Annotated in this window: 7 protein-coding genes; all 7 read right to left on the reverse strand. The window is 60.5% G+C overall.

All coding sequences use genetic code 11. The annotated features are described in order from the left end of the window. Positions 1-180: 180 nt before the first annotated feature. Entirely contained in the window at positions 181-4,605 is a 4,425-nt protein-coding gene (locus ABD997_RS12915) for an EAL domain-containing protein (protein WP_345317499.1), read from the reverse strand. Positions 4,606-4,727: 122 nt separating this feature from the next. Continuing rightward, positions 4,728-6,158 (reverse strand): dihydrolipoyl dehydrogenase, encoded by a 1,431-nt coding sequence (lpdA, locus tag ABD997_RS12920; RefSeq protein ID WP_345317501.1) that lies wholly within the window; start codon positions 6,156-6,158, stop codon positions 4,728-4,730. A gap of 182 nt (positions 6,159-6,340) precedes the next feature. Next, entirely contained in the window at positions 6,341-8,236 is a 1,896-nt protein-coding gene (gene aceF, locus ABD997_RS12925; protein WP_345317502.1) for a pyruvate dehydrogenase complex dihydrolipoyllysine-residue acetyltransferase, read from the reverse strand. A 14-nt stretch (positions 8,237-8,250) separates the two neighbouring features. Further along, complete coding sequence (aceE, locus tag ABD997_RS12930) at positions 8,251-10,917, reverse strand: pyruvate dehydrogenase (acetyl-transferring), homodimeric type (protein WP_345317503.1); 2,667 nt, start codon at positions 10,915-10,917, stop codon at positions 8,251-8,253. A gap of 55 nt (positions 10,918-10,972) precedes the next feature. After that, positions 10,973-11,731, reverse strand: a complete 759-nt coding sequence (gene pdhR / locus ABD997_RS12935; protein WP_345317505.1) for a pyruvate dehydrogenase complex transcriptional repressor PdhR — start codon at positions 11,729-11,731, stop codon at positions 10,973-10,975. 222 nt (positions 11,732-11,953) lie between these two features. Next, the gene (gene ampE / locus ABD997_RS12940) at positions 11,954-12,811 is read right to left on the reverse strand and encodes a beta-lactamase regulator AmpE (protein ID WP_345317507.1); all 858 of its coding nucleotides are present in this window, start codon (positions 12,809-12,811) and stop codon (positions 11,954-11,956) included. 1 nt (position 12,812) lies between these two features. Next, positions 12,813-13,367, reverse strand: a complete 555-nt coding sequence (gene ampD / locus ABD997_RS12945) for a 1,6-anhydro-N-acetylmuramyl-L-alanine amidase AmpD (protein WP_345317509.1) — start codon at positions 13,365-13,367, stop codon at positions 12,813-12,815. Positions 13,368-13,523: the final 156 nt, after the last annotated feature.

Consider the following 13,523-nt stretch of genomic DNA (forward strand, 5'->3'; position numbering starts at 1 on the left):
ATATCCCAAAATTGCGCAGCATCTTGGACTGCATTTTTTACGAAGACAAGCATATGACGGCATTTTGCGATTGATGCCCCTTCACAACTTGTCATCCTGACACTCGAAAATATCGACTCCCGAGGCCAAAATGCTTGCCGCCATCGAGTCTGTAAAGAATAGACACGGACGGCACTTTTTCTAGTCACTCCAGGCGCTTGCCAGCGCCTCCCGGGCTGGCGTTACGGGCGAGTGCAGCCACTGGTAACAGGCTTCGGCACTCATAGGTCGCGCCAGAAGAAATCCCTGAACCCGCTGACAGCCCTGCTCTTTGAGGAAAGCCAACTGCGCGTTGTTTTCCACCCCCTCGGCGACCACCGTCATGCCCAGGTTCTGACCCAGTCCGATGATGGTACGAACAATGGCAGCATGAGTCTCATCCTCGGTCATCACCTTGGTAAAGGAGCGATCAATCTTCAGGTGATCCACCTCCAGCTGGCTCAGGTAGGCCAGGCTGGAGTAACCGGTACCAAAATCGTCGATGGCCACCTGCACACCCAGCCGCCGCAACGCCTGCAGTTGGCGACGGGCAAGGCCCATTTGGCGCATCAGCACCCGCTCGGTGATCTCCAGGCAGAGTTGGCGCGGCGCCAATCCGGTCCGACGCAGCACCCCGTCGATGAAACTGACCAGGTCAGACTGGTGAAAATGGGCCGCCGACACATTGACAGAGAGCACCACCTCACGGCCCAGGCTCCAGCGGGAAAACTCTTCACAGGCCCGCTGCAGCGCCCAACGATCCAGCGTGATAATAAAGCCATTGGACTCCGCCAGGTCGATAAAGCGGTCGATGGGCGTGGACTCCGTGCCCGGCTCAAAACAGCGCAGCAGGGCTTCAAACCCGACCACCTTTCGACTCCCGGTATCTGCGATAGGCTGGTAGTACATCTCTAACCGGTTCTGCTGCATCGCCTGACGTAACTGGTAGTCCATCTGAAGCAGGTTGCCCGCCTCGTCACTCTGTCTGCTGACATAGAAGCAGTACTGTCCCCGGCCCTTCTCCTTCGCTCTGTACATGGCCAGATCGGCGTGCTTGATCAGGGTTTCCGGCTGCTTTGCATCCCCCGGCCAACAGGCTATCCCGACACTGGTGGAGAGGTAGAAGACATGCCCGTTGACCTCGAAAGGTTGTGACAGGCTGTCCAGGATCCGCTGCGCCAGCGCCACCAGTTCCGCCCGCTGCTCGTAACAGGAGACCAGAACCAGGAACTCGTCTCCCCCGAATCGGCACAGGCCCCGGCGCGTGCCCTGAAGCGCCTGAAGCCGCCTGGCCGCCTCCACCAGCAGGGAGTCACCGGCGCCGTGGCCATAGGTGTCATTGATCTGCTTGAAGCGATCCAGGTCGAGGAACATCAGCGCTGCCGTTTGGCCCAGCAGCCGGTTGTGTTCCAGCACCTCCCCAAGGTGACGACTGAAGTGGGTGCGGTTGGCTAACCCGGTAAGAGGATCAAAATTGGCCAGACGGGCCAGGTCTCGCTCCGCTCGCTTGCGCTCAGAGATATCGGCGAACATCAGGACGCTGTACCTCTGCCCCTCGGTGATCATGGTGCTGATATTCAAAAACAGCGACAGCGTCTCCCCCTCGGCACTGCGAAGCAGAATCTCACCCTGCCAGGGCGTATCCCTCTGCTGCAGCTCTGACGGCGTAATCTTGGACTTACTGTCCCAAAACTGCTCAAAGGGGACGCCAATCAGGGCGGAGGCCGTCGTTTGTAGCAGGCTGACCGCCGCCGGGTTACATACCTGAACCTGCCAGTCGGGATCCAGGATCAGCGCCCCCTCCGCCGCATGCTCGAACGCCTGGGCAAAGAGCGAATGCTCCTGCTCGATCTGGCGGCTGTGGGTGATGTCTTTGTAGAGTCCCGCCATGGTCAAGGCTTTGCCACTGCTTGGATCCCGGCTGACCGCCTGCCCGAAGGCCCAGATCCAGCGCCACTGACCACTGAAGTCCGCCTGCCGGTACCTTGCCTCGTAGCGATCGCTCTCGCCGTTGATGTGGGACAGCCAGGCCCTGCGCACCGCTTGATGGTCAGCCGGGTGGATCTGCAGATGCCCGAGGGCAAGCTCGGCCTCCTCCGCATCCGGGCCAAACAGACGCTGGCCATCCCGGGCCAGCAGCCGGTTGTCGCTGCTGCGCCAATGCCAGGTATTGGCACCACTGGCAGCCAACGCCAGCTCCAGTTCACGCTGACTTTGGTCCAAGGCTTCCAGGGCCGCTCGACTGGTGGCTTCCCGACGCTGCCAGCGGCGGACAATGGCCCAAAGCAGCAAGAGCAGCAACACGCTGCCGCCCCAGCGCACGCTCGCCAGCTGCCACCAATAGGCTTCTACCGTGAACTGAACCTGGGTCGACAGGGGATCTTTGAGTCCCTGGCGTGTGCCAAACAGCTCCAGACCATAGTGACCGGGCGGCAGGCGGCTGAAGATCAAGTTGCCGTGATGGGGTAGCGGGAGTCGCTCTCCTCTGTGGCCCTCACGGCTGAGGCGGTACTCGAACGCTTTCGGCGTGGGGTCCAGCAGCCGGTTGCTGGCGAACTGCAACGAGACCATGTGGTAGTCCGCTCGCACCGGGATATTACCCGCCTCTGGCTGAAGGATAAGCTCACGCTCTCCTCCGTCGTAGTGGACTGTCACCGATTCAATCAAGGCCTGCTCGGTGCTTTTGGTCGCGGTAAATTGGTCAGGCGCCAGCAGCACCGCACCCCGCACGCTGCCGATGAACACACCGAGTCCCGGTGCATTAAACAGCGCTCCTTCATTGAAACGGCTCACCGCCAGCCCATCAAACTGGTCCAGTCCGATGGTGACATTTCGACGAAGATCGATCCGGTAGAGGTAGCGATCACAGCCCAACAGCAACTGCTGTTGCTGCCAGAGGGTACCAAAGTTGGGGTTATCGCACTGCAGGCCCCAGTGCTTGCCCAGCTCCGTCATCTCACCGGAACGGTCACTGTACTGCCAGAGGCCCCGGCCAAAGCTGCCAAACAGCACCTGGTCTTCGGAGATAGGCAGGATCATGCTGATGGTGTGTTGCCGTGACGCCTCCGGCAGACCGGCCAGTATCGAATGGAACTGCCCCTGGCGGTCCCAATAGCCCAGGAGGTCCTCCCCGCCGATCCAGAGCCTTCCCTGCCTGTCGCGCTGTACGTTTCGGGCACCCAGTACCGGTTGCCCCTCCATCTCGAGCCGCGTTAACCGATCACCGTTCGGCTGCCACAGGTAGGTGAAGGTATCGGTCAGCAGCCAGATCCCATCCCCGTCGGACACCATGGCGTAAACGATGCGCTTGTCAAAATCGGCCAGCCCACCGGGATTCAGTGGCTCTGCCCTGTGGGTTCTCCGGTCGATCTGGTAGAGGCCACGGGTCGTCCCCACCAGTAGGGTATGGGTGCCCTGCGGCAGTAGGGACCAGGCTTCCCCGGTCTGGGTCAGGCCCGGCAGGGAGATCTGACCGTGGCGGCCACTCTTGGGATGAAACCACTGAACCCCGCCGGTAGTGGCCATATACCGTTCATCCTCGTCGGCGTAGAGGTGCCAGACCGTCTCACTGCCCATCTGTGGCCAAAGACTCTGCTGGTACAGTTCGCGAACAAAGGGGGCCAGTGGGCGAAAACCCAGGACCCCCTCATTGCGGCTACCCAGCCAGATCCGCTGGCGGCTGTCCACCAGCATCTGGTCCGCCGAGGCAGTGCGGAACCGGCCTCCCCATGGGGTAGACTGCAGTTGGGGCTCCCTGTCGCCGCTGTGCCAACGCCACAACTTGCCGCGACCGAGCAGCCAAAGGGCTCCAGTTGGGTCTCGCTGGATATCCCACACCTCCTCCTCCAGGATCGGTGAGGCGGTCAGCTTCTGCGTTGCCAGGTCCAGTTGAAACAGGCCACGGCTGCTGGCGATCCAGAGTCCCCCGCTGTCCGATGCCTGCATCCGGTAAAGGGTGCCCGTTGCCGAATCCCAATGTGACTCGACCAGGGCACCAGTGGTGATATTGACCTTCCACAGTTGGTACTGACCCAGCACCCAGAGATCCCCATCGGGATCCCACCAGACCTGGCGCCAGCGCCCTTCGTTCGGGAGGAGACCCACCTGTGTTAAAGAGGAGAGATCCGAGGCCAGTCGATAGAGCCGGCCATCTTCGGTAGCAAACCAGACGTCGCCGTCCGCACTCTGATAAAAATCGCGGGTGTCCGCCCCAGCGCCCAGCTCAGGAAAGCGCTGGGCCAACGGCACCATCCGGTTTTCGTCGACATGGTAAATCACCAGACTGGTACTGGTGCTGATCAGTAAGCGTTGCCCGGAAAGGGGCAGGAGTGCCTGGATCAGGGAGTTATCCAGCAGGCGTTGACCGTTCTGCCGGTCAACCCGCCGGCTGATGCGATCCCCAAGGCGGTAGAGCCCATCCTCCGTGCCCACCCAAAGCAGGCCACTGCCATCCTCGGCCAGTGACCATACTGTCTGATTTTCGAGTCCCTCCTGGACACCAAAGAGGCGATAGGCAGACGCCTCGACCGACAGACTCAGCAGGAGGGCCCATAGCCCGACCCAGGCGCCCCAAAACCGTTTCGTCACAACAATCCATTGTTTTGTCAGTGTTAGGAGGTAACTTACGTCAAAAATCGATCCGTTTCACCCAACAAAAAAGGCGACCCCGAGGGTCGCCTTTCTAACAACACGCGCTCCCTAGGCCGGGATCACTTCTTCTTCTTGGCCTTGGGGTTGGGCAGATCCGTGATGCTGCCCTCGTACACCTCCGCCGCCAAGCCAACGGACTCGTGCAGGGTGGGGTGAGCGTGGATGGTCAGCGCCAGATCTTCCGCATCACAACCCATCTCGATAGCCAGACCGATCTCGCCCAGCAGCTCGCCGGCGTTGGTTCCGACAACCGCACCGCCGATCACCCGGTGGCTCTCCTTGTCGAAGATCAGCTTGGTCATGCCATCGGCACAGTCGGAAGCGATGGCACGGCCGCTGGCCGCCCAGGGGAAGGTGGCAGTCTCGTAGTTAATGCCCTGCGCCTTGGCTTCCTTCTCGGTCAGGCCCACCCAGGCCACTTCCGGATCGGTGTAAGCGATGGAGGGGATTACCTTGGGATCGAAGTAGTGCTTCATGCCCGCAATCACCTCGGCGGCCACGTGCCCTTCATGCACACCTTTGTGTGCCAGCATCGGCTGACCAACGATATCACCGATGGCGTAGATATGAGGTACGTTGGTACGCAGCTGCTTATCCACGTTGATAAAGCCGCGCTCATCGACATTCACGCCGGCGTTTTCTGCCGCAACCAACTTGCCGTTTGGCGCACGACCGATGGCCACCAGGACGGCATCATACCGCTGCGGTTCTGCCGGGGCTTTCTTGCCCTCCATGGAGACGTAGATCCCGTCCTCCTTGGCGTCCACGGCAGTCACCTTGGTTTCCAGCATGAACTTGAACTTCTTGCCCATCTTTTTGGTGAAGGGGCGGATCACATCCTTATCGGCGGCGGGGATAACCTGGTCCAGCATCTCCACCACTTCGACGTCACTGCCCAGAGCGTGGTAAACGGTGCCCATCTCCAGGCCGATGATCCCCCCCCCCATGATCAGCAGACGCTTAGGGATCTCACGCAGTTCCAGCGCATCGGTGGAGTCCCAGATGCGGGGATCTTCATGGGGAATAAACGGCAGTTCGATGGGGCGAGAGCCTGCGGCAATGATGGCGTTGTCGAACTTGACGGTGGTGACCTTACCATCGGCGTCGGTGACGTCGATGCTGTTGGCGCTGGCAAACTGGCCCTTGCCGTTGACGACCTTGACCTTGCGCATCTTGGCCATGCCCCCGAGCCCACCGGTTAACTGGCCGATCACGCCCTCTTTGTAGTCGCGGATCTTATCCAGGTCGATGGTCGGCTCACCGAAGCTGACCCCATGTTTCGACACCATCTTGGCTTCGTCGATCACCTTGGCCATGTGCAGCAGGGCCTTGGAGGGGATGCACCCAACATTCAGACAAACCCCACCCAGGGTGCTGTAACGTTCGATGATGACGGTGTCCAGGCCCAGATCAGCGGCGCGAAACGCTGCGGAGTAGCCTGCCGGTCCGGCGCCGAGTACGACGACCTGAGTCTTGATCTCGTTGCTCATGTTATTCCTCTGATTATTCTGCATTCCTTTCGGGGCATCGGCATTGTACGCCCCCCTTGCCAGGAACAGAAGGCGGATCACAAAGAATCCCCTTCAGGTGACATTAGCTATGTAATTCAAGTAACTAGCCCCAGCCTGATCACATTGTCATCGTCGGCTGGGGCGGTGTTGTCAGCCAGGCCTTACAGGGTCAGCTTACGGATGTCGCTCAGGTATCCCGCCAGGGTACTGCTGAAGCGCGCGCCATCGGCCCCGTCGATCACCCGGTGATCGTAAGAGAGTGAGAGCGGGAGCATCAGACGAGGAATGAACTCCTTGCCATTCCAGACCGGCTTCATCTCCGACTTGGAGACCCCCAGGATAGCCACCTCCGGCGCATTGACGATGGGGGTAAAGGCGGTGCCGCCGATGCCACCCAGGCTGGAGATGGTGAAACAGCCACCCTGCATGTCGCCGGCGGTCAGCTTGCCGCCTCGTGCCTTCTTGGAGATCGCCATCAGCTCTTCGGAGAGCTCGTAGATCCCCTTCTTGTTCACATCGCGAACTACGGGAACCACCAGGCCATTGGGGGTATCCACCGCCACGCCGATGTTGATGTACTTCTTCAGCACGACGCTCTGGCCATCCTCGGAGAGGGAGCTGTTGAACTGGGGCAGGTCCGCCAGGGTTTTGGCCACCGCTTTGAGGATGAACACCAGTGGGGTGATCTTAAAGCCCAGCTCCTGCTTGGCCACCACGACGTTCTGCTCCTTCCGGAAGGCTTCGACGTCGGTGATGTCCGCCTCGTCGAACTGGGTCACGTGGGGGATCATCGCCCAGTTACGGGCCAGGTTGGCACCGGAGATCTTCTTGATCTTGGAGAGCGGCTTAACCTCCACTTCGCCAAACTTGGCGAAGTCCACCTTGGGCCAGGGGATCAGGTCCAGCCCACCGCCATTTTTCCCTGCCGGGGCAACGGCACCGGACTGTACCTGGGCCAGGGCACCCTTCACGTAGCTCTGCACATCCTCTTTGAGGATCCGCTGCTTACGGCCGGTTCCCTTCACCTTGGAGAGATCCACCCCAAACTCGCGGGCCAGACGGCGGATCACCGGTGTGGCATAGGCGTAAGCGCTGTTCTCAATAAAGCCGGTGCCCGCTTCGGTGTGCGCCACCTGCTCGGAGGCTACCGGAGCCGGGTGCGGCATCTTGCCCTCGGGCTTAGCAGCCTCTTCTGATGCGGCAGGCGCGGGAGCGGCAGGTGCTTCACCGGCCACTTCGAAGGTCATGATGGCGCTGCCCGTCGTCACCTTGTCGCCAGCGGCGATATCGATGGACTTCACCACGCCGGCGAAAGGCGCTGGCACCTCCATAGAGGCCTTGTCGCCCTCTACGGTGATCAGCGACTGCTCCTCGGTCACGGTGTCGCCCACCGCCACCAGGACCTCGGTCACTTCCACCTCGTCACCACCGATGTCCGGTACGGACACGGTTTCCACAGAAGCCGCAGAGGGCTGCTCGGCGGGAGCGGGCTTAGCCGGCGCCTCGGCGGTGGCACCACCGGAGACCTCGAAGGTCATGATGGCGCTGCCCGTCGTCACCTTGTCGCCCGCGGCGATATCGATGGACTTCACCACGCCGGCGAAGGGGGCAGGCACTTCCATGGAGGCCTTGTCGCCCTCCACGGTGATCAGCGACTGCTCCTCGGTCACGGTGTCGCCCACCGCCACCAGGATTTCGGTCACCTCCACTTCGTCACCGCCGATGTCCGGTACGGTCACGGTTTCCACGGAAGCCGCCGAGGTTGTAGAAGTGTCTTCTTCAGCCTGGGGGGCGCTCTCGCTTTGCTTATCGCTCTGTGCGCCCTCTTCGGCGTCAAACACCATGATCAGGGAGCCGGTGGAGACGCTGTCCCCAACGGAAACCTTGATCTCCTTGACGATGCCGGCCTCACTGGCGGGAACCTCCATGGAGGCCTTGTCGCCCTCCACGGTGATCAGGGACTGTTCCTGCTCGATCTTGTCGCCAACGGCCACCAGGATCTCGGTCACTTCAACTTCATCGGCACCGATGTCCGGTACATGGATTTCAATAGACATAGTCAGGCAGCCCCTCATGCGTAAAGCGGATTGATCTTATCGGCGTCGATATTGAACTTGGCGATGGCATCGGCCACGACGCTGCTGTCCAGCTCGCCCCGTTGTGCCAGTTCATGCAGTGCCGCCACCACAACGTAGTGGGCGTTTACTTCAAAGTGACGACGCAGGTTGGCACGGCTGTCTGAGCGACCAAAGCCGTCGGTGCCCAGCACCTTGTAGCTGACCGCAGGTACAAAGGCCCGGGCCTGTTCGGCGTAGTTCTTCATGTAATCGGTGGCGGCGATGGCCGGTGCTTCGCCCAGTACCTGAGTCAGGTAGGGGACGCGAGGGGCCTCTGTCGGGTGCAGCATGTTCCAGCGCGCCACGTCCTGACCATCCCGGGTCAGCTCGTTGAAAGAGGTTACGGAGTAGATATCGGAGCCGATGCCGTACTCTTTCGCCAGGATCTCGGCCGCCTCGCGCACCTGCATCATGATGGTACCGGAGGAGAGCAGCTGAACCTTGCCCTTGCTGCCGGCGTGGCTTTCCAGCTTGTAGATCCCCTTGCGGATCCCCTCCTCTGCCCCTTCCGGCATCGCCGGCTGGGCATAGTTCTCGTTCATCAGGGTCAGGTAGTAGAAGATGTTCTCCTGCTCCGGGCCGTACATGCGCTCAATACCATGCTGCAGGATCACCGCCACTTCGTACGCGAAGGTGGGGTCGTAGCTGATGCAGTTAGGCACGGTGTTGGCCAGCACATGGCTGTGGCCATCCTCGTGCTGCAAGCCTTCGCCGTTGAGGGTGGTCCGGCCGGCGGTGGCGCCCAGCAGGAAACCGCGGGCCTGCTGATCCCCCGCCATCCACGCCATGTCGCCCACACGTTGGAAGCCGAACATGGAGTAGTAGATATAGAAGGGGATCATCGGCAGATCGTTAGTGCTGTAGGAGGTCGCCGCAGCCACCCAGGAGCTCATCGCCCCCAGTTCGTTGATCCCCTCCTGCAGTACCTGCCCACTGGTGGACTCCTTGTAGTAGGAGACCACGTCGCGATCCTGCGGGGTGTAGTGCTGCCCCTTGGGGTTGTAGATCCCGATCTGGCGGAACAGCCCCTCCATGCCGAAGGTACGCGCTTCGTCGGCGATGATGGGGACCACGTTTTTACCGATACCTTTATCCTTGAGCAGGATGTTAAGGGCACGGACGAACGCCATGGTGGTGGAGATCTCCCGCTTCTGGGCTTCCAGCAGCCCCTGGAAGCTGGAGAGTACCGGCAGCGTCAGCGGCTGGGTAAAGTTGGGCAGGCGCTGAGGCGTGTAGCCGTGCAGGGCTTCGCGACGGGCATGCAGGTAGCGATGCTCCGGGCTGCCCTCCTCGAGCTTGAGGTAGGGAAGATCTTTGATCTGGTCGTCGCTGACCAGCTCCTGCAGGCCGAGGCGATCACGCAGCTGGTGTACATGGGTCAGGTCCATCTTCTTGACCTGGTGGGCGATGTTCTTGCCCTCCGCGGCTTCGCCCATGCCGTAGCCTTTGACGGTCTTGGCCAGGATCACCGTGGGCTTGCCCTTGGTGTTCTTAGCGTTCATGTAGGCGGCGTAGAGCTTGGAGGGGGAGTGACCACCCCGCTGCAGGGCGAAGATCTCTTCGTCGGTCATGTCCGCGACCAGGGCAGCGGTTTCCGGGTAGCGACCGAAGAAGTTCGCACGAACGTAGGCGCCGTCTTTGGCCTTGTAGGTCTGGTAGTCGCCGTCCACGGTTTCGTTCATCAGCTGCAGCAGCTTGCCGGAGGTATCCTTGGCCAACAGCTTGTCCCAGCCGTTGCCCCAAACCACCTTAACCACGTTCCAGCCGGCACCCTTAAACAGTCCCTCCAGCTCCTGGATGATCTTACCGTTACCCATCACCGGGCCGTCCAGGCGCTGCAGGTTGCAGTTGATCAGGAAACAGAGGTTATCCAGGCCTTCACGGGCGGCGAAGGTGATGGCACCGCGGGATTCCGGCTCGTCCATCTCGCCGTCACCCAGGTAGGCGTAGACACGCTGCTCACTGGTATCCTTGAGGCCGCGGCCGTTGAGGTACTTGAGGAAACGGGCCTGGTAGATGGCGCTGATAGGGCCCAGTCCCATGGAGACGGTGGGGAACTGCCAGAAGGTGGGCATCAGCTTGGGGTGCGGATAGGAGGAGATCCCCTCGCCATCCACCTCCTGGCGGAAGTTGTCCAGCTGCTGTTCGGTCAGGCGTCCCTCCAGGAAGGCACGGGCGTAGATACCGGGGGAGATGTGGCCCTGGTAGTAGACCAGGTCACCGCCATCCTTCTCATTGGGGGCGCGGAACAGGTGGTTGAAACCCACCTCGTAGAACGCCGCGGCGGACTGGTAGGAGGCCATGTGGCCGCCCAGATCCAGATCCTTTTTCGATGCCCGCAGGACGATCATGATGGCGTTCCAGCGGATGATGGAGCGGATCCGGCGCTCCAGGCTCAGGTCACCCGGGTAGGCAGGCTCATTCGCCGGAGCGATGGTATTGAGGTAGTTGGTGTTGATCCCGGTAGGGAGATCGACGCCATCGAGGCGAGCTTTTTCAATCAGTTGCTCAAGCAGAAACTGGGCACGTTCGACGCCATCTTCCTGCATCACCGCAGTCAGGGCCTCAAGCCACTCTTGAGTTTCCTGTTTATCGACGTCGTGACCAAAGGTGTTTGACATGACATTTTTCCTAAATAGTGCTGCCGCCTCGAAAGCGACGATTGGCGCGCTTCGATCAGCTCAGATCGCTGCGCATTCTTCGTAAACTGCGGCGCTGGCGGCTGTCTTCGCGACGCACCTCCAGCGTAACTTCTTCGATGTAAGCCAGGTGGTCATTGGAGGCCTTGCGGGCCGCCTCAGGCTGACGCTGCAAAATGGCATTAACCAGGGCTTCCCGATGGGTATTGGCCACTTCCGAGGACCCCTCCCGACGGTAGAGCAGTTCCAGGTTTTCCGCGACGTTGCGCTGCAGCAAGGGCGCCAGGCTGAGAACCAGGTGCAGCATCGCCACGTTGTGGGAGGCTTCCGCCACCGAACAGTAAAAGTCGACGATCGCCTTGGCTTCCTCTTCGGTGTTGCCCTGGGCCTGCTTGATGGCGTCCACCTTGCGCCGCATCTGGGCATGATCCGCATCCGTGCCGCGCTCGGCGGCGTAAAACGCCATCATCCCCTCCGTCGCATGACGAAACTCAAGCAGGTCGTACTGGGATTCCGGGTTGTTGGCCAACAGTTCCACCAGGGGATCCGACAGGCTGTTCCAGAGCTGCTGTTTGACGTAGGTTCCGCCACCTTGGCGGCGGGTCAGGACACCTTTGGCTTCCAGCTTCTGGATCGCTTCACGCAGGGAGGGACGGGAAACTTCAAACTGAACCGCCAACTCCCGCTCGGGTGGGAGTTTCTGTCCCGGCTTCAGGCTGCCTTCAAGAACCATCTTCTCCAGTTCTTTGACAATGACGTCGGACAGTTTCGGCTGACTAATTCGTTGGTAGGCCATGAGGCAAGCTCTCGAATGTTAACGATTTGTGTTAATTGGTATGACCATTAAAACCTGCGACGGAATGTAGCAGAGCGCACACAACAGGATCAACCATTTTGAGCGCCATCACACTTCAGCAAAGTGTTTGATGGCGCTCAAACGGCATGACTGCGTAGGGGCAAGAGGATTGGTCAGACCAATGCAAAGGGACGGGTAATATAAGAGAGAGAAACCGAAAATTCAGTGCACAATGCCCAAAATGGTCAACACAGAGACCACCACCAGCAGCAGGACCAGGTTGCGCTTGGCCAATTTCAACAGCGCCACCGTGGGTTGAACGCTGATCGGGGCGTCCTCCTCCCCCGGCTCAGGCGTCTCCTCCGCCGCCAGCGCCACCTCGGTGATCAGTTGTCGGGCGGGACAGAGAGGATCGAACAGCCGGGGCAAAAGTACTGCCATCGCCTTGCTGAAGTGGCCGGAGAGGGCAAAGCCCAGTGCCACCAATCGGGCCGGCACCCAGTCCAGCAGGTGCATCAGGGGGACGACCAAGGGACGGCGGATCTGCTCGCGGGCAAAATGATCGTGGTAGCCCCGGACGGTGGAGTAGAAGAGCGCCGCCGCCGGACCGAAGGCAACGAAGTAGAGTGCCACCGCAGCGTAATAGCGGTAGTTCAGCCAGGCGGCAACCTGCCCCATCTGCACACCAAGGGTTTGCGGCGAGTCCGCCGCCTCGCTGGCCGCGTGATCCAGCGTTTCCAGGGTGTGATAGCAGGCCTGGCTGTCGTTGCGATTGGCTGCCATCAGGTAGTGGCGGAAGCGATCCCGCAGCGCACGGTGACCAAACACCAGCAGGCCCACCACGATCCAGAGCAGCAGGTGGGGCAAACCGAAAAGCGTCCCCGTGAGCCACTTTGCCAGCAGGGCCACCACCACCGCCGGCAGTAACAACACGAACAGCATCTTTAGCGGATTCTTCAGGGCCCTGTCATCAAACATCCAGCGCCGATAGCTGGCCATGAAACGCTCAAACTGCAGTCGTTTCCCCAGCAACTGGGTGCGTTCCATTAGCAACACGAAAAGCAAGGTGAACAGGGCCATTCTAAAGCTCCAGCTGACGAAAGAATCTGTCCCAGTCAAAGGCCGGACCGGGATCGGTTTTACGTCCTGGGGCGATGTCGCAGTGTCCCAGGATCCGCGTACGAGTGATCTGAGGATACGCTCTCATCAGGGCCCGAGTCACGCCAATAAGTGACTGATATTGAATATCTTCATAGGGGGTATGGTCACACCCCTCCAGCTCGATACCGATGGAGAAGTCGTTCCAGTTGCGGCGCCCGCCGTACTCGCTGCGCCCCGCATGCCAGGCGCGCCGGTCAAAAGGAACGAACTGGACCAGGCGACCGTCCCTGCGGATCAGAAGATGGGCAGAGACCTCAAGCCCCTCTACCTGTTTGAGCACCGGAAAGTCCGGCTGCACACAGCCAAGAAACAGCTGGCCGATATAGGGCGCGCCAAACAGGCCCGGCGGCAGAGTGATGTTGTGGATCACCAGCGCATCGATCGCCATCCCCTCGGGGCGCGCCCCCTGGAAAGGGGAGAAGCAGTGGTGCGCTCCCGTCAGCCAGCGCCCCTGGGGTTCCAGTTCAAATGTCATCCGTTGTCCTTTGATCAAAACGTTCCTAGTTCCTAGTTCCTAGTTCCTAGTTCCTAGTTGTAGACTTCCAACACGTTGTTCACACCAAGTCGGCTGACTGGTGGTTTTCTATCCAAGCTCCCGTGGGGTCTGACGTGGTTATACCATGACAGGTAA

Origin of the sequence: Ferrimonas gelatinilytica, assembly GCF_039544205.1 — a bacterium.
Taxonomy (GTDB): Bacteria; Pseudomonadota; Gammaproteobacteria; order Enterobacterales; family Shewanellaceae; genus Ferrimonas; species Ferrimonas gelatinilytica.

What these genes read in the sequence shown, in the direction of transcription:
- lpdA (WP_345317501.1), bottom strand. Translation starts at nt 6,158, where the DNA reads ATGAGCAACGAGATCAAGACTCAGGTCGTCGTACTCGGCGCCGGACCG.
- aceF (WP_345317502.1), bottom strand. Translation starts at nt 8,236, where the DNA reads ATGTCTATTGAAATCCATGTACCGGACATCGGTGCCGATGAAGTTGAA.
- aceE (WP_345317503.1), bottom strand. Translation starts at nt 10,917, where the DNA reads ATGTCAAACACCTTTGGTCACGACGTCGATAAACAGGAAACTCAAGAG.
- pdhR (WP_345317505.1), bottom strand. Translation starts at nt 11,731, where the DNA reads ATGGCCTACCAACGAATTAGTCAGCCGAAACTGTCCGACGTCATTGTC.
- ampE (WP_345317507.1), bottom strand. Translation starts at nt 12,811, where the DNA reads ATGGCCCTGTTCACCTTGCTTTTCGTGTTGCTAATGGAACGCACCCAG.
- ampD (WP_345317509.1), bottom strand. Translation starts at nt 13,367, where the DNA reads ATGACATTTGAACTGGAACCCCAGGGGCGCTGGCTGACGGGAGCGCAC.